The 23,223-nt window shown below is 56.6% G+C and carries 15 protein-coding genes; 10 read left to right on the forward strand and 5 right to left on the reverse strand.

What is annotated here, in order from left to right; all coding sequences use genetic code 11:
• Positions 1–55 precede the first annotated feature (55 nt).
• Entirely contained in the window at positions 56–1,231 is a 1,176-nt protein-coding gene (locus tag Pla52o_RS14395) for a hypothetical protein (protein ID WP_146595329.1), read from the reverse strand.
• Between the two features lie 260 nt (positions 1,232–1,491).
• On the opposite strand from Pla52o_RS14395, the gene Pla52o_RS14400 reads away from it, so the two are divergent.
• Positions 1,492–2,373 (forward strand): WecB/TagA/CpsF family glycosyltransferase, encoded by an 882-nt coding sequence (locus Pla52o_RS14400; RefSeq protein WP_231612341.1) that lies wholly within the window; start codon positions 1,492–1,494, stop codon positions 2,371–2,373.
• A gap of 98 nt (positions 2,374–2,471) precedes the next feature.
• Here the strand turns inward: Pla52o_RS14400 and lpdA are convergent, their stop codons facing one another.
• Both lpdA and rpsD read right to left on the reverse strand, forming a co-directional pair.
• Complete coding sequence (lpdA, locus tag Pla52o_RS14405) at positions 2,472–3,917, reverse strand: dihydrolipoyl dehydrogenase (RefSeq protein ID WP_146595330.1); 1,446 nt, start codon at positions 3,915–3,917, stop codon at positions 2,472–2,474.
• 190 nt (positions 3,918–4,107) lie between these two features.
• Positions 4,108–4,716 (reverse strand): 30S ribosomal protein S4, encoded by a 609-nt coding sequence (gene rpsD / locus Pla52o_RS14410; protein WP_197169249.1) that lies wholly within the window; start codon positions 4,714–4,716, stop codon positions 4,108–4,110.
• Between the two features lie 781 nt (positions 4,717–5,497).
• On the opposite strand from rpsD, the gene Pla52o_RS14415 reads away from it, so the two are divergent.
• The 3 genes from Pla52o_RS14415 to Pla52o_RS14425 all read left to right on the forward strand — a co-directional run bounded on the left by Pla52o_RS14415 (position 5,498) and on the right by Pla52o_RS14425 (position 12,742).
• Positions 5,498–6,532 (forward strand): cytochrome c family protein, encoded by a 1,035-nt coding sequence (locus Pla52o_RS14415; protein ID WP_146595332.1) that lies wholly within the window; start codon positions 5,498–5,500, stop codon positions 6,530–6,532.
• Between the two features lie 128 nt (positions 6,533–6,660).
• Positions 6,661–9,672: a secretin N-terminal domain-containing protein gene (locus Pla52o_RS14420; protein ID WP_231612342.1), complete on the forward strand. Its 3,012-nt coding sequence runs from the start codon at positions 6,661–6,663 to the stop codon at positions 9,670–9,672.
• Positions 9,673–9,997: 325 nt separating this feature from the next.
• Positions 9,998–12,742: an MMPL family transporter gene (locus tag Pla52o_RS14425; protein WP_146595333.1), complete on the forward strand. Its 2,745-nt coding sequence runs from the start codon at positions 9,998–10,000 to the stop codon at positions 12,740–12,742.
• A gap of 358 nt (positions 12,743–13,100) precedes the next feature.
• On the opposite strand, the gene msrA is transcribed toward Pla52o_RS14425, so the two are convergent.
• Positions 13,101–13,688 carry a peptide-methionine (S)-S-oxide reductase MsrA gene (msrA, locus tag Pla52o_RS14430; RefSeq protein ID WP_231612410.1) on the reverse strand — a complete coding sequence of 196 codons (588 nt, stop codon included), beginning with the start codon at positions 13,686–13,688 and terminating at the stop codon, positions 13,101–13,103.
• 385 nt (positions 13,689–14,073) lie between these two features.
• Here msrA and Pla52o_RS14435 point away from each other — a divergent pair, with 385 nt between their 5' ends.
• The 3 genes from Pla52o_RS14435 (at position 14,074) to gyrA (ending at position 18,274) form a co-directional block, all read left to right on the forward strand.
• The gene (locus Pla52o_RS14435) at positions 14,074–14,526 is read left to right on the forward strand and encodes an acyl-CoA thioesterase (RefSeq protein ID WP_146595335.1); all 453 of its coding nucleotides are present in this window, start codon (positions 14,074–14,076) and stop codon (positions 14,524–14,526) included.
• An 8-nt stretch (positions 14,527–14,534) separates the two neighbouring features.
• Positions 14,535–15,005, forward strand: a complete 471-nt coding sequence (locus Pla52o_RS14440; protein ID WP_231612343.1) for a hypothetical protein — start codon at positions 14,535–14,537, stop codon at positions 15,003–15,005.
• Positions 15,006–15,457: 452 nt separating this feature from the next.
• Entirely contained in the window at positions 15,458–18,274 is a 2,817-nt protein-coding gene (gene gyrA, locus Pla52o_RS14445) for a DNA gyrase subunit A (protein WP_261343354.1), read from the forward strand.
• A gap of 80 nt (positions 18,275–18,354) precedes the next feature.
• Here the strand turns inward: gyrA and Pla52o_RS14450 are convergent, their stop codons facing one another.
• Positions 18,355–19,902 carry a sulfatase family protein gene (locus Pla52o_RS14450; protein WP_146595336.1) on the reverse strand — a complete coding sequence of 516 codons (1,548 nt, stop codon included), beginning with the start codon at positions 19,900–19,902 and terminating at the stop codon, positions 18,355–18,357.
• 391 nt (positions 19,903–20,293) lie between these two features.
• On the opposite strand from Pla52o_RS14450, the gene Pla52o_RS14455 reads away from it, so the two are divergent.
• The 3 genes from Pla52o_RS14455 (at position 20,294) to Pla52o_RS14465 (ending at position 23,220) form a co-directional block, all read left to right on the forward strand.
• Entirely contained in the window at positions 20,294–21,175 is an 882-nt protein-coding gene (locus Pla52o_RS14455) for a hypothetical protein (protein WP_197169250.1), read from the forward strand.
• Positions 21,176–21,304: 129 nt separating this feature from the next.
• A complete protein-coding gene (locus tag Pla52o_RS14460) occupies positions 21,305–21,538 on the forward strand; it encodes a DUF3311 domain-containing protein (RefSeq protein WP_146595338.1) in 234 nt (77 codons plus the stop codon).
• Entirely contained in the window at positions 21,535–23,220 is a 1,686-nt protein-coding gene (locus Pla52o_RS14465) for a sodium:solute symporter family protein (protein WP_231612344.1), read from the forward strand. Before Pla52o_RS14460 ends, Pla52o_RS14465 begins: the two co-directional genes overlap by 4 nt.
• Positions 23,221–23,223 lie beyond the last annotated feature (3 nt).

Consider the following 23,223-nt stretch of genomic DNA (forward strand, 5'->3'; position numbering starts at 1 on the left):
GTTCCGCAACGCGAGCTCCCCCCGCTCTCGCGCCATCCAAGAACAGCTAACCTCGTTAGGGTTCCAGCGGTGAGGCGAGGTGCTCGACGACATCATGCCGCAATCGACTAATGTCATTGTGGTCGTCCACGTCATCGGGCTTCAGATAAAGATGCTCTTCGCCTGGGGATTGAACGCAATACCATCGAGGGGTGGTGATCGCGTTTGACCCTTTGTCGCTGTGGGTGACAACACGAGGCTCGAACTCGGCGGCGGTGGCAGCCCAGGTAGCGGGATGAATCAAGTGATCAGGGGCGTCTTTGATTTTGGCCAGAATCTCGGGAAACGACGCCGCCTCGGTGAGAGCGGGGTGTCGGACGGGCCCGAATTCACTGACAACCATGGGCACGCGGTGATGGCAACTACGAAGCGGCCCCGTGCGATAGCCGAGCCATCCATTTTGCCCGAGGCTAAACCCGCTGGTCCCAACCAGCACAATCACGGGATCAAAATCGCTGACATATTCGATCAATAGCGACATCATTCGATCGAGCAACCGCACTTGGCAGCCGTAGGTCCGCATCCACGAAACCGCCAAATCGGGGTGCGAATGAGACGTGATTTCCAATTGAGGCGGCAACACGTTGGAAAAAACCCAGGGTGGCATTTCAAGTTCATCGTCGCCGATCGACTCGCCTGATTCGGGCAACAGCTCGACTTCGTCGGAAGGTTCTTCGCTGTAGAGCTCGTCGGCATCCAAAGGCACCAACCATCGTGGTGCATCCCAGCATCGGACCAGCGATTGCGTATGCAACCACCAGACGGCTGCAGAATCGGGCTCTTCGATCCTTGCTAGCAGTGCCGCAAACAGCCGAGCGAGGTGTGTTTCTTCGATCTCGTCACAGGGTTGAGCGTCGCTACTGACTTCATCGAGTTCAACCAACCAAGCTTGATCGAAGTCCTCGTCCAACGACTGATTCGACAAACGCGGGTCGTCCGTAATCAATTCCACCGGTCCCAGCTCGTTCCATCGGGTGATCCAGTGCTCGGGATCATGCTGCGTGGGCGGTTTCAGCCATTCGGCGAGCACTTTCAAGCCGTCGTCGTGACCGGCAATCACTCGATCCCAGACCACCCCACGGCTGGAAATCAGGTCGGCGGCGGGGGTTTCGTTCCATGACGATCCATAGCAACCGAGTGCGGAGGTGGCCAAGCCCTCGACGGAGATTACGATCATTTTTCGCTCATTCATGGGCGTTACTTTGACGAACCGGCGTATTCGCTACAAGCCGACCATGTGACAAATGAGCTCGCGGTTCAAGGGAAAGGATCGGCTATGATAGGGAGCCCCTTGGCGGGGAGTGACGTAGCGTTGGGAGATCGCGTCGAACGACGCCGGAACCTACACCCTGCAATACTCAACCGCTGACCATTTTGATGAACCCACTTGATCAACCCATGCATGCGATGAACAACCTTTCTCCGGTTGTTTGCCCTGAAAGCATTGCTGCCATGCCCCGATCGAACGACTCACACGACCAGCCCAACGAATCCATCGCCGCGGGGCCAATGTCCCCAGCCTTTCCGGAGCAAAAGCGAAGCGTGATATGGGATGTGCCATTTGATCACACGACCCTCGACGAGGCGGTCGACCGGATCGAGAGCTTGGTGCGTCAGGGGACGCCAAGTTACGTGATCACCGCGAACCTCAACTATTGCATGTTGAACCACCGTGACCGTGATTTGCGACCGGTCACCGAAGATGCCGATCTGATCCTGGCCGATGGCCAACCGATCGTCCTGCGTAGTCGGATGAGCAAAGCAGCGCTGCCGGAACGGGTGGCGGGAAGCGAGATGATTTACAACATCGCCGAGCGTTGCCGCGACCACGGTTGGGGGATTTACTTTTTGGGAGGCGAGCCGGGGGTCGCCCTCAAGTGCGCCGAGCAGCTGGTGGCGATGTATCCGGGACTAAAGATTGCGGGCGTTGAATCGCCTCCGTTCCGCGCCCTCAATGAAGCGGAGCAGGTTGAGCAAGATCAACGCATCCAACAATCCGGCGCCGCGATCCTATTGGTCGCCTTTGGGCAGCCCAAGGGAGAGAAGTGGATCCACAAGAACTACAAACGATTGGGCGTCCCGGTCAGCATTCAACTCGGTGCTTCGTTTGACTTCATTGCGGGTACCGCGAAGCGAGCTCCCCTGGTCTGGCAGAAAATCGGGATGGAATGGGCGTATCGGATGTGCAGTGATCCCAAACGGCTGGTTCCCCGCTATGCCTTGAACGCCACATTCTTGCTGGGAGCCCTCGTCGAAGATTGGAAGCGATTGGTGACGGGCTGGGGGATGGGCGATTGGAGCAACGACTCCGATCCGAATCGCCCTTCTCGCTAACATCGCAATCGGAAACACCGACCGCGGACGAGACGCTTCACTCGTGCCCCAAACACACCCGTTTTGAAGAGACACGTTCTACATTTCCCGAAGCGTCCCTAGCTCGCTGCGGGACTTGGCTTACGTTTCGGTTTGTAGATTTCCGTTGCGGTACCGAGGTGCACTTCGCCCGCGTTCATCAATGTCTCGCTGAGCGTTGGGTGAGGGTGAACGCTTTCGGTGATGTCGTGCACTTCGCATCCCATTTCGATCGCCAATACCGCTTCGGCGATCAGCTCGCCCGCACCGCTACCGACGATTCCGCAGCCCAGAACGCGATGCGTTTCGGGATCCACCAACCATTTGGTCAAGCCATCGGTAATACCGAGAGCCTGCGCCCGCCCACTGGCTGCCCAGGGATAGACCTCGACGTCGACCTTGCGACCGGCCGCTTTGGCCTCTCCTTCGGTGAGCCCAGCCCAAGCGATCTCGGGATCGGTAAAGACCACCGCAGGGATCGCCGCTTTGTCGAAGACGGACGGCTTGCCCGCGATCACTTCGGCTGCCACGCGGCCTTCGTGAGAGGCTTTATGGGCGAGCATCGGATCGCCGGCAACGTCGCCGATCGCGAAGATATGGGGGTCCGCGGTGCGTTGTTGGGCATCGCACTCGACGAAGCCGCGATCGTTAACAACCACTTGTGTATTTTCCAGTCCCAGACCACGGGTAACCGGCCGACGACCGATACTGACCAACACGCGGTCGAATTTTTCGTGCCCAAAGTGCGCGGGACCTTCAAAGGTCACTTCAATTTTGTCGCCATCTTCGGCAATCGAACCGACCTTGGTGTTAAGCAGCACACGGCCTTCGCACATCTTGTCGATGCGTTTGGCCAGCGGCTTGACGAGGTCGCGGTCCGCTCCGGGCAATAGTCCGTCCATCAGCTCGACCACGGTGACCTTGGTACCCAGGTGGGCATAGACGCTGCCCATTTCCAAGCCGATGTAGCCGCCGCCTACGACGAGCATCGTTTCGGGAATATCGGCAAGCGCCAAGGCACCGGTGCTATCCATGACTCGATCGCTACCGATATCGAACGCCGCCGGCATCGCCGGGATGCTGCCGGTGGCCAAGATACAGTGGTCGAACGTGAGCTCGCCCCCTTCGGGAATCGATTGGTCGTCCCCTTCGAGCTTCAGCGTGGTGGAATTCAGGAAGGTGCCGCGTGCCTGGATCACGGTCACGTTGCGTCGCTTAGCGAGCTGGCCGAGGCCGCCGGTGAGGTTGGAAATCACCTTCTCTTTGCGAGCACGCACCTTATCGACATCGATCTTGGGTTTTTCGTTGTACTCGACACCCCATTCTTCACGCAGCGAATCGACTTCGCTGATCACCTTGGCCACGTGCAACAACGCTTTGCTAGGGATGCACCCACGAAGCAAACAGGTGCCGCCGAGCCGAGGTTCGGCTTCTACAATCGCAACATCGAGACCTTCATCTGCAGCTAAAAACGCCGCTGCATATCCACCAGGACCACCACCGAGAACGACTACAGGACTATGCATCAGAGAAGATTGCCTCGCAAAAAACGGCTAGGACGATTCGTAAAGAAAGCCCAGCGAGATCGTCCGATACGGTCGCCGGGCTGAAAGAGGTGTCATTAGAAACAGAACCGGCAATTGTGGATTGCCGGTTCGCAAAAAAGACACCGCGCCGAGGGACTCGGCACAGATAGAAACCGATAAGCCTGAAGGCTTATCGTGACAAGAATTCGACGACGCTGTTCGCGTCCACTGGCAAGCTGATGTCGCTAGATCCAGGAAGCCCCAACACGGTTGCCTTGAGGTTCTCGCTGTCGAAGGTGACCCAATCAAGCGGATCGGGTGACGCGTTGGCGATCACACCGCGATACAGGTTCTTCAGGTTTTCGCGACCGCGAACTTCAACAATGTCGCCGGGGCGAAGTTGATAGCTAGGCTTGGTGACCTTCACGCCGTTGACGCGGAAGTGACCGTGGGTGATTCCCTGGCGCGCTTGAGGCCGAGTCTTTGTGAATCCAACGCGGCGAACCACGTTGTCCAAACGACGCTCGCACATCAACAGCAACAATTCACCGGTGTTACCCGATCGGCGGCTGACGGCATCAAAGTAACGACGAAGTTGACGCTCGCCCAAGCCATAATAATGCTTGATCTTTTGCTTCTCCATCAACGCCAAGCCGTAGTTACTTGGGCGGCGCCCGCGAACGTGCATCCCAGGAGGCGTATTACGACGGTCCAGTGCACGTGCAGCACCGGCTGTTTCGTAAATCAGAGTGCCAAGGCGACGGTTGATTCTTGCTTTGGGGCCAGTGTATCGGGCCATATCGCTGTACCTATCTTTTTGCGTCAAAAACGCAGCTTGAGACATCGGCAGGAGGAGATCGCTGCGAGCGTAAACTGCAAGCGGACTGCTGCCAGCGTGCGATCCGCATCAGGGGGGCGTCAATGACGCCAACACCCCGGCTGCTTTCCACAATGAAAAACAGGCGTTCGCACTTCGAATTCGAGGAAGCCCGAAAGTTTCGCGTCCGGTGCTCCCTTTGACAAGAGGAAACGGACGTTTAGAGGGCTAAAAACGATGAAAACGAGCTCAAAACGCTTCGTTTTAACGATCGTCGACGCAATTTTCCAACCAGGACGAATAATCCTCCCTTGCGGGGGGGATGTCCTCCGTTGCTCCAGGGAGACAAAAAAAGGGGGAGCAAGCCAGCGGGGGCAGCTCCGACCCGCTGAAACTTCTCATGCTCTCGCATTCCTCGGGAACACACGGCTTCCTCGGGAACACACGGCAGGCGCCGCCGCATCCTGTCGCGGTGAGCCGAAACGGGCTTCAGAAAAGCGTATTTTTTCCGCTGCTTTCCAGCCCTTGCACGAAAAAGGGACCTAGCCTCTTAGTAGCACTGCCTAGGCCCAGGCTCCGTTTAGAAACGCGCCGCTGGAGCTTGAGTCGTGCCGTTCGGAGCAATGCAGCGGTTTCCACCAACCGCCTCCACGGCAGGACACGGGGGGAACCGATAGCAGTCCCGGAGCGATGAGAGACGGTTGTCATCCTCTCGGCTTATACGAGGCGCGTACACACCTGACCTGAGGCTGGAGACTTTACGATGATCGTTCGCTGGAATGCGTTGGCGGCAGTTTGCTTTTTCATGACGCCGTCGACCGCACTCGGCGCGAGCCCTTCGGCATCTGCGGGTGCCGCGTTGGACTCGGCGGCGCCTGCGGCGCCCCATTTGGTGGTCGGCAATCAAGCCTGTGTGAAATGCCATGCGGCGGAAATCGACGTGTGGCGAATGACACCTCATGCGAAGACCTTTGATGAATTGCATCGCCGCCCCGAGGCCAAACAGATTGCAGCCAAGCTTGGTTTGCAATCGATCAAGAACGAGGGCCGCTGCGTCGCGTGCCACTACACCCAACAGACCGATTTGGCCACCAACCACACCCACGTGATCGCGGGTGTCTCATGTGAATCGTGTCACGGCGCCGCGAAGAATTGGCTTGACCTTCACCACGACTATGGTGGCGAAGGGATCACGCGGTTGAGCGAAACCGACGCGCATCGCAAACAGCGGATCGCTAACAGCATCCACGCGGGGATGCGCAACCCTGCAAACGTCTACCTCGTGGCTCAAAGTTGTCTTCGCTGTCACACCGCCGCGGATGAAGAACTGGTAAATGTCGGAGGACATTCAGCGGGAAGTCTTGATTTTGAGTTCGTTTCGTGGAGCCAAGGGCTCGTCCGTCACAATTTTGTCCGAACCGATGGCAAGTCGAATGAGGTCAGTTCACCGGAGCGTTTACGCGTCATGTTTGTCGCGGGCATGATCGCCGAATTGGAAGCGGGATTGCGTGCGACAGCGATTGCCACGGAGAAGGCGAGCTATGGCGTGACCGCTGCGAAGCGAACCGCCCGTGCCGCTGCGAAGCTGAAAAGCGTGGCGGCGAAGGTCAGCGTTCCCACCCTTGATAAAATTCTAGACGAATTTGCCACCGTCACGCTGAAGTTGAATAATCAGCAAGAATTGATGCAGGCCGCAGACAAAATCGCCCAATTCGGGGTGGCGTTTGCTGACGAAGTTAGCGGAGTCGAGCTAGCCCCGCTGGACACCTACATTCCCGCCAGCGATCGTTGGAAGTAGTCGCTGAGGCGTGGGCCTGGCATTTTGCCGATAATTGAGCCCATTTGCCACTGCGTCATGTTTGCCACCGCGTCATCGTTCAACCATAATGGCGAAGGTTGCGAGGTTTGACGCCTTTTCCCTAAGTGGTGGATTCATTGCGCTGGCATTTCTACACGTTACTGGCCACCCTCTTTTTGCTGGCTGCCATTCCGCCATCGGCTGCGTTTGCCGATGAAGCATCGGCCAAGCAGGGGAATCCGGCCGCTGTGACGGCGGGCAAACGCTCGCCCAGTTCCGCAGCGGGCAAATCGCCACAAGAAGGTCAACCACAACCCTCCCAGCCAACCGACGCGAAGCCGTCGGAGTCTGCGAAGCCAGATTCTGCTGCGACAGAGGCCAAGGTGATCCGTCGCGATCAAATCCCGGAAAACCAGGCCCGTCCCGAGGGAGCACCGACGGCGGACATGGACTCGAAAAACGCCGGCCAGCCTCCTCTCGTCTTCGCTGCGAACCCCGACGAACTCAAAGCCAGCGTCGGCGAGGACGGACGGGTTGCGTTCCAGTTCCGAAATCAGCCCTGGGTGGATTTGGTTCAATGGTTGGCGGAGATTTCCGATCAACCCTTGGATTGGCTTGAGCTTCCCGGTGACCGCGTGAACCTCTCCTCTCCGGGACGCTACACCGTGGCGGAGACGCGAGATTTGTTCAACCGTTACCTGTTGGCGCGAGGCTATGCGATTCTCGAACTCGACGGCGGATTGACCGTCGCCAAGACCGAAACGATCAACCCCGCCATCGTTCCGCGAGTCACTTCCGAAGAGCTGATGGCATTGTTGCCGCATGCCTTTGTTCGGATCTCGTTGGATGTACAGTGGTTATCAGCGGAGAAGTTAGCCGAAGAACTCAAGCCCATGATCAGCTCCAACGGCCGCATCACTGCGTTGTCGACGACCAATCGCATCGAGGTCATGGATGCGGCGATCAACGTGCAACAAGTCGCTCGACTGCTGCGTGAAGAGTCCGACAACGCCAGTCGTGAGGCGTTAGCACCCGAGTTCAAATTACGATACATGCCTGCCGAAGAAGCCAAGCGGATGTTGGAACAGTTTCTCGGGGTCGAGAAAAAAGCAGAGGTCCCGATGACGCCTCAACAGATCCAACAAATGCAACAAATGCAGCAGCGTCAGGGAGGGGCTCAACCTCCGGCGGCGAAAAAGGTGGAGGTATCGATCGTTGCGAACACGCGTCAAAACTCAGTCCTGATCCGCGCCCCAGATGATCGCATTGCGATTGCCCAAGAATTCCTCAAACGGATCGATGTCCCCAGCAATTCGCTGGCCACGCTTGCCGATGTGCAATCGCGAGTCCAGGTGTTCCGCTTGGCATCGCTGGATCCCGAGAAATTGATCGAGATCATTGGCGAAATGAACGTATTGGAGCCTTCGACACGCATCCGTGTCGACAAGGAAAACGGAGCGTTGATCGTTTCCGGATCGGCCGCCGATCGCTTCATCATCAATTCTCTGATTGAACGACTCGATGGAAGCGGACGCAATTTCCATGTCTTGCAACTGAGGCGATTGGACGCCGGTGATGTGGCCGAATCGATTAACTTTCTCATGGGCCAGAAAAAGGAAGACGATTCCGGTAGCTCGCGTCGACGCTACTCCTACTTCGGCTATGGGCAACCGCAAGAGGAAGAGAAAAAGAAAGACGAGTTTCGCGTCGCTGCGAATAACAGTTACCGACAAGTGCTGTTGTGGGCCAATGATATCGAAATGGAGCAAGTTCAATCGCTGCTGATCAAACTCGGTGAATTGCCACCGCCCGGCGGCAGCGCACGTAAGTTTCGCGTGATCGATGCTTCGGCAAGCCCCGAAACACTCGAGTATTTGCGCCAACTCGAAAAACAGTGGCGACAACTCTCGCCCAATCCACTGGAGTTGCCTGCTGCGGAACAATTCAAAAAACCGACGGAAAGCCCCGCGTCGGATCCGCCCTCGGAAGATGGTGCGAAGCCGGAAAAAACCCTGCCGGATGATGACAACGATGTGGTCTCGTCAGATGAGCCAAAAAATAATCCGTTCGATCCCCATCGCTGGACACTCGTCCAATCCCCAACCCACCCGCAGCCACAACCACCGTCCATTCACTCGCGGGAAGATTTCGATCGCCTGTTCCCTGAAACGGCGGCGGAGAAAGAGTCGCTCGATCCAGCCAAACCGCCTGCTTCGATTCGCATTGAACTCGACCCCTCCGGCAACCTTGTGTTGATGAGTTCCGACACCAAGGCGCTCGACCAACTAGAAGACTTGATGCTACAAGTCGCGCCCCCAACACGCTCCTACCACGTGTTCAAAATCAAACACAGTAGTGCGTATTGGATGAAATTGAATTTGGAGGATTACTTCGAGGACGAAGAACCGGAAGACAATTCCGATGATATGTTTTCGCGATGGTATTGGGGTGGCGATGACAGCAGCAACAAGAAAGAAGAACCTGCGGGGCTTGGCAAAGGGGCGAAGCTGAAGTTTGTCGACGACATCGATACCAATACACTTGTCGTCACCGGAGCCTCGCCTGAGCAACTTCGCACGATCGAAGAACTGATTCAATTGTGGGATACCGAAGTGCCTACCAATAAACGCAAGTCACGCTACACCAAACTGGTGACCATTCAGTTTGGAAAAGCCGATCGAATTGCGGAAACCGTCAAAGAGGCCTATCGCGATCTGTTGAGTAGCAACGACAAGACGTTCCAGGGAGGAAAAGGGCAACCGGGTGGGCGAAACCAGGGAGCCGATAAACAGGGAGTGTCCAAGAGTCGTGACGGAGACGGTAGCGGGCTGGTAGCATCCGAAGGAGGCCAGGAGGCAGGAGGTGCCGATTTTTCATTCAAAGGCAAACTGTCGATGGGCGTCGACTTGGTCGGCAATACCTTGATCGTGAGCGCCGAGGGAGAGCCGTTATTGGACCTTGTCTGCGAAATGATTGCCCAGCTTGACCAAGCAGCCAAACCGAGTGGCGAGGTCCAGGTCGTTAAGCTTTCCGGAGACATTAGTGTCGAGTCGGTACAGAATGCATTACGCGCATTCGGGGCTCAAGAAAATACTCCGAATGGCCCGCAAGAGAAAAAGAACCAGGGGATCAATGAATAAGGGACACCAACGTAGATGGCACCCGCGACTCCGCCCGGGTGACAAAGACTCGACGATCCATGCGGAGACCGCTACGCTGAGACTCGCTCCACTGCATCGCGTGCCGATGATCAACACAACCCTTTCGGGCCAACGCCAACCACCCTTCCGAACTACACCCATGCATTGAGACTCGTACCTTGAGATTTGAGTCGGGGGATGACGCTCTGCGGGTTCCCGGCTAATGTCACTACTTGCTCCGGGATACGACAGCAGGAAGTTGGCTACTTGCACCGATTTCCGTCCTCCCCATCCTTTCCCTCCTCATTTCTGATTTCGATGCTCCATGCACCGTCCTGTTTCGCATCGCTGGGCACAATTCGTCACACGGCGTTGGGGCTGGGTGATGTTGGCTTGGATCGTTGCCGCGGTGGTGCTCCGCATGGCAGCGCCGGCGTGGAAGGACATCGCTCAGGACGGTGACTTTGAGTACCTTCCGCCGGAGATGACCAGCGTGGCGGGAGGGCACCTGTTGGACGAAGCTTTTCCCGGCATCCGCAGCCGCAGCCAAATGGTGCTTGTGATTGGCCGTGACGAAGGGGCGCTGAGCAAAACGGATGAAATCGTCGGGCTTGATTTACTGCGACGACTGTACCACCAACTCGGCGAAGTCAGTTGGCAACGCGCGATCGCCGAAGGTTATCGCGGTGGCCCTCCCGCCGAAGACGCTCCATCGGGACATTGGATCAAGCTTGCTCGCGAGGCGTTTGACAATTCCATTTTGATGGACGAGCGATTCTACGAGCGAATTGCCGATCAATTGCCTAAGTCGGCAGCGACGCTGAGAGAGCCGCGGATGGCATTAGCGTATTGGGATCGTGGCCATTTGCTTGAAGCGTGGGGCGATTCGGCTGAAAACGTCGAGTCGGATTATGAAGCTGCGTTAATTCTGCAGCCCAAGATACCCTCGATGGCCACTCCGATTGCGGATCGAGAGCTCGGGTCATGGGACTCGCTGCTTGACGTCTTGGCTTGGGAAGACGCGATCGTTGGACCGCGATTAAAGAAAGACGGCGCTCGACTCGCCGTGCTGCAGCTTTCCAGCGAGCTTGCCGCAACCAGCAATATCGAGACGCTCGCAGCACTGCAGCAATTGATTGCATCGGTCGAGCGTTACAGCATGCATTACACCGCACCAGGCTTGCAGGTGCTGGTGACCGGTTCCGCCGCGATCGGGGGCGAAACCTTGACCGCCGCACGCGATGCGATTCGGTACACCGAATGGATCACCGTAGCGATGATTTTGATCATCCTAACGGTCGTCTACCGAGCGCCGTTATTGGTTGCCATTCCGATGATTTCGATCGGGTTTGCGGTCGTCGTTTCGATGAGTCTGGTATCGTTGCTAACACAATGGTCGATGGACGGCACGATCCCTGGATTGGACCTGCGGGTGTTCACGACCAGCCGGATCTTTATCGTGGTGATCCTGTTTGGGGCGGGCACCGACTACTGTCTGTTCTTGATCGCACGACTTCGCGAAGAGGCGCGGGAAACCGTTTGGCCGGTGGCGTGTCGCAATGCCGTCTCCAACGTCATGGGAGCATTGATCGGCAGCGCTTTGACCACGGTGGTCGGATTGGGCATGTTGTGGATCGCTCAGTTTGGCAAGTTTCACTACACCGGCCCGATCATTGGCATCTGTTTGCTTGTCGGTTTATTGGTCTGCACGACGCTGACCCCCGCAATGCTTCGCGCCCTTGGCCCCAAGGTGTTTTGGCCCACCAAAATTGATATCCGACAACCGGCCCGTCGAGCACTACTGAGCCCATCGTCGAGTCACGCATCCGGCTCTGCACACGGTGGATTGTGGGGCTGGATCGCATTGGTGCTGACGCGTTATCCGATCACGGCATTGTCGGTCGGCGGTTTTTTGTTGATGGTTCCGGGGGTGTATGGATTGCTGAACGAGCGATCGGTGACCTACGATCTCAGCAGCCAATTGAGCCACTCGGCCGAAAGTCGCCAAGGGCTGCGTTTGCTGGCGAAGCATTTTAACATCGGAGAGATCAATCCCGTCACGGTCTTGATCGTTCGTCCCGAAGCGGCGCCGCATGACGTGGTCAAGAAGAGCGTCAAGCAACTTGCCACCAAGTTGTACTCGCAACCAGGTGTAACAACCGTACGCACCGCCGACGATCCACTGGGCGATTTCCCTCCTAATCGCGATATGGGTTTGCTCAGCGGGGATGCTTGGCGACGCCGCGCATTACAGAATCACCGGATCGCCCAGGGCTACTTTTTTAGCGAGGTTCCCAAACTCGAAAAGCGACTCGTTCGGCTCGACGTGATCTTCCAAGGGGACCCGTTTTCGATTGAGACCGCTTCGCTCGTCAGCAATCTGCAACAGTACCTACAAAGTCGTACGGAGGATCCCGATTCGGGGTGGCAGGGGGCTGAGGTGCTGCTGGCCGGAACCACACCCTCGATCATCGACCTTCGCAAGGTAACCTTGTCAGACAATCGCCGCATCAAGATTGCGGTCGTCGTGGCGGTGTTCTTGGTGCTGGTGGTCGTGCTGCGACGCGTTGGGTTGTCGCTGTACTTGATCGTGACGGTATTGATCAGCTATTACGCCACCCTAGGGCTGACGATCCTGTTTTTCCGCGCTGCCTATGGAAGCGATTACGTCGGACTGGACTGGAAACTCCCCCTATTTTTGTTCGTGATCCTTGTCGCGGTGGGCCAAGATTACAACGTCTACTTGGTGACACGAGTCTTGGAAGAGCAGCAGCGACTGGGCTGGTTGGCGGCACTGCGACGCGCCGTCGCACGCACCGGAGGGATCATCACCGCATGTGGCCTCGTGATGGCAGCGACGTTCTTCAGCATGACCGCCTCGGTATGGTTTCCCCCGATCGCCAGCGTCTTTGGCTTCCCCAGCGAAGGAGGGGCGGCGCTGCGAGGAATTGTGGAGCTTGGCTTCGCGCTCGGACTCGGTGTGCTGATCGATACCTTTTACGTCCGTACGATCTTGGTCCCAAGTTTCATCGCGATTTTTGGAAAACGGTCCGGCTCGGCGAGTACGTAATGCAGCGAAACCGCGGTCTTGAGTGACGCCACCGCTGCTCGATCGCGGTTCGCTAGCCAGCGGAGGTTTCCCCCGACTTTTTCCGCCCAGCTTCCCAGACGCTCTAGTTCCCAGACGCTCTAGTTCCCGGACGCTCTGGTTCCCGGACGCTCTGGTTCCCAGACGCTCTGGTTCGGGACAGAAGTTTTGAAGTGACGTGATTCGGTGGGTTCCGGGGCTTCGCCCCGCAATGCAAACACACCACTGCAAACCGAAGATACCAGCCCCCCCCCTCAGCCCGAATGCGAGTTCGCCTTGAGCGATGAGGGCAGCGATCATGCCTCGATGCGGGCATGCCTCGGTACGCGGTGGGCGCCGCTTACGGCTTCTTCAGCAGATCGCTAAATTCGCGATTGGTTTTGCGGACTTTGTTTCGCACCACCGCTTGGCAATATCCGGCGTTGGGGTTCCGGCGATAGTAATCCTGGTGATATTCCTCCGCGGGGAAGAACTTCGTTGCCGGCTCGAGCGTGGTCACCACGGGGTTTGAGTAATCGCCTGATTCGTTGAGTTTCTCGATATACTTCTCAGCCGCTTTCTTTTCCGCTTCGCTGCGATAGAAGATCGCGCTGCGGTACTGAGTTCCCTCGTCGTGGCCCTGCTTGTTCAAGGTGGTGGGGTCGTGGGTCTTGAAAAAGATCTTCAAAAGTTCGTCGTAGGTGCGTTTGCTAGGGTCGTAATAGATTTCGACCGCTTCGGCATGTCCGGTCCGGCCGCTACACACTTTTTCGTAGTTGGGTTTGGGATCGGTGCCGCCGATGTATCCCGAAACGACATCATTGACCCCTTCGATTCGCTCGAAGACCGCTTCGGTGCACCAGAAACATCCGCCCGCCAACGTGACAACCGCTTCGCTGGCCTTCTTAGGGGCCGGTTCTTCGGCAACACTTCGCTGTGGTGTCAACATCGGACTGGCTACCGCCATCAACAAAACGGCCGCCGTCACAAGGACATTTCGAGACTGAAGCATGGAGGTAAGTTTCATTCTGGATGGTTTCATTACGAGTATCCGCTTACAGGTGGGTAGGTTTGGCGAGGGAGGGAGGCTACGGTTCAATGTTCACCCGAAGTTCACCTGAAGCGTAGCATTCATCGGAAACGCAACTCCGACGATTCTTAGGCTGCCGTCGCGCGCCTTCGCTGGGCTCATTTGCCTCAGACACTATCATAGGCGCTCGGCTGCCGATTCACACCTCATTTCTCATCCGAAGCATTGGCGACCAACGCCATCGCGATCTCCACAAAACGCACGCAAAACACAAAATGCATGCCCAAAAGGGACAATTTTAACGATGCAGAGTTATTTTGATGTCACGCATACGGTGATCCCCGACGAGATCGATTCTCAGCACCATGTGCACAATTTGCGTTACTTGCAGTGGACGCTGTGGGCTGCGTCGAAGCATTCCGCCGCCACGGGCTGGGATGCAACGGCCGCGGCCGAACAGGGCTTAGGATGGGTCGTGCGCAAGCATGACATCACATTTCGGGCCGCTGCACTGGCCAATGACCAACTCGTGATTCGAACCTGGGTCGATGACTTGGATCGCTTTGCATCGAGACGAAAGTATTTGATTTGCCGTCCCGCTGACCGAACCGTGCTCGCTCGTGCCGAGACGCGATGGGTTTACGTCGATTTGCGCGTCCATAAAGTGGTGGAGATTCCCTCGTCGGTGCGAGATAAAATCCAGGTTTCGGCAACGCCCCCACTGCCTTGGGAGCCCGCTGCCTTGAAAGGGAAGTGATCGAGGCCATGAAAATCGACGCGACAAATATCGAGCCAAACAGCCAATCAGGCGACCGCAATGCTGCTCCGCTTCGCTGGTTCCTTCGAGCGGTGGGTGGCATCACGCTGTTGGCGTTTGCCGCGGCCGTGATGCCCGAGAAATGGATGATCGAGATTGGCGAAGCACTGGGGGTGGATCCCTTTCCGGCGGCTCCATTGACGTTCTATCTCGCTCGCCACTTGTCAGCCTTGTACGGGTTTGTGGGCATCGGCTTGCTCGTCTTGGCCAATGATTTGGTGCGATATCGACCGCTCGTCAAACCCCTAGCGCTGGGCACGATCGGCTTTGGGTTGATCCAGTTTGTGATCGATGCGATGTCGGGGTTGCCGGCTTGGTGGACATTTGGCGAGTCCATCTCCACCCTCTTAGGTGGCTGCATGATTGCTTGGCTCAACCGCCATGGTGGGGGACGCGGCGCCCGGGATCACGCCGTCTGATCCGGGCACCGGACAGCGGCAAATTTCGCCGAATCGCTCGTCAATCGCTCTTTTTCGGCCAGGAATCACAGGCATTCCGCTCGGCTGAAACGGTGTCAAGGGGCGTTCCGGAGAGGGGAAACCAGGTGCGTTTTCGCTCGGCTTAGATTGATCGGTCGCAAGTAATTGGTATGTAAGGATTTGCGACAACCCCCTGAGACGTCTGGGTCGTTGTGAACGAACCGGAAAATTGGTACATTTTGGGGCTGAAATACGGGCTCTTGGCAGCCTTTTTTTGAAACCGAGGCTGACTCTTCGCAAGCGAGGGTCAGCCCCCGTTTTAAAACGAAATCAGCTCAACACAAACTTTTCGCACCCAGCACTCCTTTTAGGTCACGACGTTGGCAGAAGACGAAACTAGCAAAGAAGACGGCGCGAGCGAGAACAAAGGCCCGGACGACTACCGAGATGGGATTGATGGCGGCGCGGGCGCGTTCCGTCTTGTCGATTTGCCGATCGAAGACGAGCTACGTGAGAGCTATCTGACGTACGCGATGAGCGTCATCGTCAGCCGTGCGTTGCCCGATGTCCGCGACGGCTTGAAGCCCAGCCAGCGGCGGATTCTGGTCGCGATGAACGACCTCAATCTGGGCCCCAACAGCAAACGGGTCAAATGCGCAAAAATCTCAGGTGACACGTCGGGTAACTATCACCCGCACGGGGAAAGTGTGATCTATCCGACGCTTGTGCGAATGGCCCAGGAATGGAACCTGCGATCGCTATTAATCGACAAGCAGGGGAATTTCGGTAGTATCGCGGGGCTGCCACCGGCGGCGATGCGGTATACCGAAGCTCGCTTGAGTGCGGTGGCTGCATCGATGTTGGATGACTTGAAGCTCGACACCGTCGACTTCATTCCGACGTACGATGAAGCGCGCACCGAACCGACCGTGCTTCCGAGTCGGTACCCCAACCTGCTTATCAATGGTAGCGGCGGGATCGCGGTCGGGATGGCGACAAGCATCCCTCCGCACAACCCCACGGAAGTCTGCGAGGCGCTCATTCGCTTGGTGGATCATCCCGAGACCTCCATCGACGAGATCTGTGAGATCATCCCAGGCCCCGACTTCCCGACCGGTGGAATCATCTGTGGACGCGGGGGAATTCGTCGCGGTTACAAGACCGGACGAAGCACCATCGTCGTCCGGGCACGCTGCCGTATCGAAGAGATGAAAGGAAATCGCTCACGCATCATCGTGACCGAGATTCCTTATCAACAATACCGCGACCGCGTGATCGAAAAGATTGCGGGGCTGGTCAACGGCGAAAAGATCAAGGGAATCTCCGGGATTCGCGACGAGAGCGACTTGAAGGAACCGGTTCGCTTGGTGATCGAACTGAAGCGGGATGCCGATCCCGATGTCGTTCTGAACCAGCTTTATCAATACTCGCCGCTGCAGGACACCTTCTCGCTGATCTTCCTAGCGCTGGTCGATGGCAAGCCTCGCGAGTTAACGATCAAGGAAATGTTGCAAGAATTCTTGCGACATCGCGTCACGGTGATTCGTCGCCGGACTCAATTCTTGTTGGCCCGCGCGCGTCGCCGAAAGCATACCGTCGAAGGCTTGCTGCTCGCCCTGACGGATATCGACCAGATCATCAAGACGATCCGAAGCAGTGCCAATCAAGCCGAAGCCAAGGTGCGATTGATGGAAATCGAATGCCCCTCTTCGATGCTCAAACGAGCGCTCGGAGATAGCGGTTTCGACCAATTTGTACTCGAGCGAGGTGAGGCGGAAAACTACAAATTGACGAGCGTTCAAACCGATGCCATCTTGCGTTTGACACTCGGCCAATTGGTTAACCTCGAGCAAGAGAAACTCTCCGGTGAACATGCGGCGCTGCTAACCGAGATTGTCGATTACCTCGATATCCTCGGTAACCAAGAGCGAATCAATGGGATCATCAAGGATGATCTCGAAGAGATGAAGCGTCGTTTTGGCGACAAACGCCGAACCGAAATCAGTGGTGAAGAGCTTGGTAATATCGATCTTGAAGATCTGATCCCCGAAGAAACGATGGTCGTCTCGATCAGCCATCGCGGCTATATCAAACGAACGCCAACCAGCGTTTACAACACTCAGCGTCGCGGCGGCAAGGGGCTCAAAGGAGCCAAGACGGATGAAGAGGATCCGATTGAGCACCTGTTTGTCGCCAGCACGCATGCCTACCTGTTGTTCCTGACAACGGTCGGCAAGGTGCGTTGGCAAAAGGTTTACGACCTGCCGCAACTTGCTCGCGACAGCAAGGGACGTGCGATCGTCAATCTCTTGAATCTTGAAGCCGACGAGAAGATCGCGGAGTGTCTAGCAATTCGCGATTTCGACCAAGCGGGCTATTACGTGGTCATGGCCACTCGCAGTGGATTGGTCAAGAAAACGCCGCTCGAACAATACAGTCGCCCCAAGAAAGGCGGTATCATCGCGATCAAACTTCGCGAGGGAGATGAGCTCGTCGACGCTGCGGTGATCGGCCCCGGAGACGAAGTTATCCTGGTTACCAGTTCCGGTATGGCGATTCGATTCCGTGAATCCGATGCGCGGCCGATGGGAAGAAACACCTCCGGCGTGAAGGGGATCCGATTGGTCGGCGATGACCGAGTCGTTGGCATGGTTGTCGCAGACCCTGAAGCGACCCTCTTGACCGTTTGCGAAAAGGGCTACGGCAAACGCACCCATTTCGGCCCCAATGCAACGGTCGAAGCGGAGGACGCTGATGCCCCCGAGACCGACTCAGCGGATGCTCCCGAAGAGGAAAGCAGCGCCTCGGGCTCGCGATACCGCACGCAAAAGCGTGGCGGGAAGGGACTCCGTGACATTCGCACCAGTGAGCGAAACGGGGCCGTAATCGGAATCGCGCGAGTGACCGACGAAGACGAATTATTCATGATGACCGGAAAAGGCAAGATCCAGCGGATCAAGGCCGCCGACATCAACGTCATCGGACGCAACACCCAAGGCGTGCGAATCATGAACGTCGACAGCGGTGACAGTCTGATCGCGGTCGTGCGAGTTCCACCCGAAGAGCAATCTGACGAAGTCGAAGGGGCTGTCGTCGAGGGCGAAGTGATCGAAGGCACCGTCACCGAGGGCACCGTCATCGAGGGGACAGTCACTGAGGGCACCGCCGTTGCATCCAACGAGGAAGCGACCGACGCCAGCGTCGATGACGCTTCGGCGACCCCGCCGGAATCGGATCTCGATACTGGTGATAGCGACGACGAAGCGTAGTCACGACGCTTCAATGGCATACAGGGCTACGCAAAATGCGAGCCCTTGGAACTCCGATCCGCTGACGACTCCCAAACGCGTCACCACTGCAGTGGCAAACGCTCATCACCGGCTTCAAGTTTGCCGGAGGCGCGAAGCCCGGATCCTTTGCGCCGGGTGAGTTTGTCACCGAGGTCTTGCCGCGCCCGCTCCGCTGCGAACTGTAATTCCTTGACGACGGCGGGGAACCTCTCTTTCACATCGGTCGTTTCGGAGACGTCATTGTCCAGGTCAAACAAGGACAAGCCAATTTCAGTCATTTGATACGCGGTCGGCTTACCCCCTTCTCCGCCCTCGCGCCCATCGAGCGTTCGGTAGCGGTGAGGAAACATCAGTTTGAAACGCTCATTGCGAACCGCTTGAAGTTCGCCGCCTGCGTAATAGCAGTAAAAGGCTTCGTGGGGCGAGCTCGCGCCCTCGTCACCAAACATCAGCGGGCGAATGTCCTTGCCATCGATCTTCAGCGAACGGCGAGTGGACTCGGGTAATTGGGAACCGGGCAATGGAGCCAAAGGCAACTCGGCCCCGATCAACTTCGCGACCGTGGGTAGGACATCGATCGTGCTGCACAGTTGGTCGCAAGTGGTTCCAGCCGGGATTTTGCCTTTCCACCACATCAACGTCGGCGCGCGACAGCCCCCTTCGAACATCGTGCCTTTACCTTCGCGAAGCGGTGCAGCGGATCCAGCATGCGTCCCGTAGGATAACCAAGGCCCATTGTCGCTGGTGAAGATCACCAGCGTGTTTTCGGCGGCACCGATCGAATCGAGGGCGGACATGATTTGGCCCACGGACCAATCGACCTCCATCACCACGTCACCGAAAACGCCTTGCCCACTTTTCCCCTTGAACTCATCCGAGGCATACAGCGGGACATGAACCATGGGATGTGGCAGGTACAAAAAAAATGGCTGATCCGCACGGGTTCGGATGAACTCCACAGCTCGCTCGGTGAACTGTTTCGTCATCTGCTCCTGGTCCGCTGGCTGGATCTTCGGGTTGACGATCTGGTAGCCCGCTTCACGCGTTGACGAAATCATCGGTAAATCGGGCCAAGGCGACTTGGCGTGGGGATTTTTCTCGCGTCGGGCCAAAAAGTCAGGGTGAAGCGGCCACATGTCGTTGCTATAGGGAATGCCGTAGAAGTGGTCAAAGCCATGCGCAGTCGGCAAAAACTTGGGGTGATGTCCCAAGTGCCATTTGCCAAAAATCGCAGTGGCATATCCCTTCGATTGACAAACTTCCGCCAAGGTCGTTTCCGCTTCGTGGAGCCCAATTTCCGATTTTGGCCCCAGGGCACCTGAGATGCCGATGCGACGGTGATAACACCCCGTCATCAGCGCCGATCGCGAAGCGGAACAAACCGCCGATGAAACCACAAAGTCGGTAAATCGACGTCCCTCTGCGGCCATGCGATCCAAGTGAGGAGTCGAGCACCGGGCGTCACCAAACGGGTTGATGTCGGCATAGCCCATGTCATCGATAAAAATCACGACGATGTTGGGGGGCGTTTCAGCGCACACGGAGGTCGACAAAAACGCCGCCGCTAAGCTCAAAAAGCGAACCAGGGCACGGGGAAATCGTTTCATGATAGATACAAGAAGGTGGGTTTGCGGAGATGAGCTTCAACAACCTCGCACCGAGGTGCCCCCTCGCTCCTAAACAAGCGAGGACTTTGGAGAAAGAGGACTCTGATCCCATGATTCACGCCACTTTGACACAGGTTCACTTGAATGTAACCGGCGATCCCAGGTGAATGACGATATCCAGTTTCTCGTGATCGAAACGGTCGCATGGCTTTGTCTCGTTTTGATTCTTCATCGCAATCTTGTTCTTACCCTCATCTCCTCCGCTGGGTCCGGATCCAGCGCGGTTGCGCAGACGCGATTAAGATTAAGAGTAGGATTAAGAGTTGCTTGTTAAGGACAAGTATACTTTCGATACATCGGGGATGTCGTTCCCGATCGAGGTTGATTCTCAATGCGTTTCCCACACACACGCACGCGACTCGTTCCCAGCATGTCTCCGTCACCTTCACCGATCGCAAACGTTCACTACAAACGAAATGAAGGTACGTTCGGTGACCGTGCCGGATTCGCCGAGCATCGACGTCATGTCATGGGCGTAATCGCGGGCGCTGCAAATTCAACGCGCCCCAGCCTGTGTGTGCTGGGGGCTGGCAACGGCAACGATCTTGACCTGGATATCTTGGCGAACCATTTTGACGAGATTTGCTTAGTCGATCTCGACACGGCGGCGCTCCAGCAATGCGTGAGCCGATTACCCCAAGCGATCGCTCGCCGCATCACGCTCAAGGCTGGCGTGGATTTGTCGGGCATCCTGCCCACGCTGGATGCCCTGCAAGCTCAGCGTTCGATTTCGCACGACCAAATCAGCGAGTTATCTGAGTTGGCACGCGAATTCCCGCCCCAGATCGAACTGGGGCGATGGGACGTCGTTGTCTCGACCTGCTTAGTATCTCAGTTGATCGATTCGGTGGTGATGGCCGTGGGGGCGGAGCACCCCGGTTGCAGCGACTTGATCCTGTCGGTTCGCGACGGCCACTTGGGGGGCATCGCTGCCTTAACCAAAGATCGGGGGGCGAGCATTTTGATCACCGATTTTGTTTCATCCGATACGTTACCCCAGTTGCCGCAAGTCCCCGAAGCTGAACTTCAATCACTCGTCCATCACGCGGTTTCGAATCGGAATTTCTTTACGGGATTGAACCCAGCGGTCTTATTAGAGCGGATGCATGACTGGAGTCTTCGTCGAAACGTCGCCGTTAAAACGCACCCCGCTTGGCGGTGGACGCTAGGTCCGAGGTGCTTTGCGGTTTGTGCCATCGAGATCGCTCCCTGATCGACTTGTGGTGTGGTAAAACCGAAGTTGAGCCTGGCATCGTGTGCTCGATAAGAATTCCACTACAATGCGAAGCTCAATTTCTCCCGCCGTCGGTACTCGCTCCCTATCCAACCTAGAGTGCGCTTTATGAAATACATTGTCTGGGGTCTCATCCTATTCTTGGTGGTAATCCATCAAGACGTTTGGAATTGGGGCAACGATCGATTGGTCTTGGGATTCATTCCGTTCACACTGGCCTATCACGCGGGGATTTCGATCGCGGCAAGTGTGGTTTGGTTTATGGCCGTAACGTTTATCTGGCCTCAACATCTCGAAGATGAAGTCGAAGCGTCCACGGATACAGAGGAAGGTGCGGTATGAGTCCTGGAATGATCAAAGTCACCATCATCGGTGTTTACCTTGGATTACTCTTGTTCCTCGGCGTGTTTTCGTCGCGTCTGTTCAAAGGAACTTCAAAAGATTACATGTTGGCGAGTCATTCGATTGGCCCATTCCTGCTTTTAATGTCGTTGTTCGGCACGACGATGACCGGCTTTGCGCTGGTCGGTTCCACCGGAGAAGCGTTCTCCGAAGGGGTCGGAGTCTATGCGATGCTAGCCTCCTCATCGGGGATCATCCACTCCCTTTGCTTCTTTGTCTTAGGCGTCAAGCTTTGGTCATGGGGAAAGAAATACGGATACACAACGCAGGTCGGATTTTTCCGCGACCGACTCGAGAGCAATAACATTGGTTTGGTGTTGTTCCCCATCCTTGTGGCGCTCGTGGTCCCGTACCTGTTGGTCGGAGTCGTCTCGGCGGGCAAAGCGATCGAGGGAGCCACGCGAGGTGATTTCCCAGCTTTGACCGAGAACGGCGGGATTCCTCCTTGGCTTACCGAGCTGGTGATTTGCGTGGTGGTACTCGTCTACGTTTTCTTTGGCGGGATGCGAGGCACAGCCTGGGCGAACACGTTTCAAACGATTGTGTTTATGATTCTAGGCGTCGTGGCGTTCTATTTGATCGCCACGAATCTCGCCGAGAAATCGGTCGCCGATGGACGTGCACACGAGATTCGCGATGGAGCACGGGTCGTTCGCACCGAACCGCCGACCGGCTTTTTTGACTCGCTGCATATCGTCAGCCAAGAGATACCGAAGTCACGACGCGTTCGCGACGAAGTCGCTCTGAAAGACCAGCTTGAATCGGTTGAAGCGCCCGCTCAATTCCGCACCCGCGAACGATTGGACCCGTGGCTGTTCTTCACCTACATGCTGATCCCCTTCTCGGTCGGGATGTTCCCTCACTTATTCCAGCATTGGTTGACGGCCAAAAGTGGCAGCGCTTTCAAGCTGCCTATCGTCGCGCACCCGGTGTTCATTTTGATTGTTTGGATCCCCTGTGTGTTGATCGGAGTTTGGGCCACGAGCGGGCTGATTAACATTCCACCACCGATTGCCGCGGAGCCCAATAAGGTATTGGGTTTCATGGTCAAATCGCTGTCCGGCGACGTGCTTGGTGGCTTCTTGCTGGCGGGCATTCTGGCAGCGATCATGTCCAGCCTCGATAGCCAATTCCTCTGCATTGGAACGATGTTTACCACCGATATCGTGGTCCACTACGCTGGCAAAGATCGCTTTACCGATCGGCAAATCGTGATGATCTCGCGATGCTTTATCGTTGCGGTGGTCGCGATCACGTACTTGCTTAGCTTGACCGACGTCGCTCAAGCTCGCGTGTTCCAGCTTGGAATTTGGTGCTTTAGCGGTTTCAGCAGCCTGTTTCCTCTCGTGTTGCTCGCGGTGTATTGGCGTGGGCTGACCAAGTGGGGCGCCTATGCCGGCGTGCTCACTGCCTTTGTCACCTGGAGCGTGTTGTTTGCCAAATCCAACTTCGCCTCGATCGAAAATTGGTCTGTCGACATCCCCTGGGGCGACGGAGTCATTCACACGATGCCCGTTGCAACCATGTTTATCGCTTCCGCCGTCGCAACCATCGTCGTTTCGCTGGTCACCAAGGCTCCAAGTGAAGCAACGTTGCAAAAGTTCTTTCCTGAGCGAGCTTAATCA

It is taken from the genome of Novipirellula galeiformis, from assembly GCF_007860095.1.
GTDB classification, from domain to species: Bacteria; Planctomycetota; Planctomycetia; order Pirellulales; family Pirellulaceae; genus Novipirellula; species Novipirellula galeiformis.

What these genes read in the sequence shown, in the direction of transcription:
- Pla52o_RS14395 (WP_146595329.1), bottom strand. Translation starts at nt 1,231, where the DNA reads ATGAATGAGCGAAAAATGATCGTAATCTCCGTCGAGGGCTTGGCCACC.
- Pla52o_RS14400 (WP_231612341.1), top strand. Translation starts at nt 1,492, where the DNA reads ATGCCCCGATCGAACGACTCACACGACCAGCCCAACGAATCCATCGCC.
- lpdA (WP_146595330.1), bottom strand. Translation starts at nt 3,917, where the DNA reads ATGCATAGTCCTGTAGTCGTTCTCGGTGGTGGTCCTGGTGGATATGCA.
- rpsD (WP_197169249.1), bottom strand. Translation starts at nt 4,716, where the DNA reads ATGGCCCGATACACTGGCCCCAAAGCAAGAATCAACCGTCGCCTTGGC.
- Pla52o_RS14415 (WP_146595332.1), top strand. Translation starts at nt 5,498, where the DNA reads ATGATCGTTCGCTGGAATGCGTTGGCGGCAGTTTGCTTTTTCATGACG.
- Pla52o_RS14425 (WP_146595333.1), top strand. Translation starts at nt 9,998, where the DNA reads ATGCACCGTCCTGTTTCGCATCGCTGGGCACAATTCGTCACACGGCGT.
- msrA (WP_231612410.1), bottom strand. Translation starts at nt 13,688, where the DNA reads ATGTTGACACCACAGCGAAGTGTTGCCGAAGAACCGGCCCCTAAGAAG.
- Pla52o_RS14435 (WP_146595335.1), top strand. Translation starts at nt 14,074, where the DNA reads ATGCAGAGTTATTTTGATGTCACGCATACGGTGATCCCCGACGAGATC.
- Pla52o_RS14440 (WP_231612343.1), top strand. Translation starts at nt 14,535, where the DNA reads ATGAAAATCGACGCGACAAATATCGAGCCAAACAGCCAATCAGGCGAC.
- Pla52o_RS14450 (WP_146595336.1), bottom strand. Translation starts at nt 19,902, where the DNA reads ATGAAACGATTTCCCCGTGCCCTGGTTCGCTTTTTGAGCTTAGCGGCG.
- Pla52o_RS14455 (WP_197169250.1), top strand. Translation starts at nt 20,294, where the DNA reads ATGCGTTTCCCACACACACGCACGCGACTCGTTCCCAGCATGTCTCCG.
- Pla52o_RS14460 (WP_146595338.1), top strand. Translation starts at nt 21,305, where the DNA reads ATGAAATACATTGTCTGGGGTCTCATCCTATTCTTGGTGGTAATCCAT.
- Pla52o_RS14465 (WP_231612344.1), top strand. Translation starts at nt 21,535, where the DNA reads ATGAGTCCTGGAATGATCAAAGTCACCATCATCGGTGTTTACCTTGGA.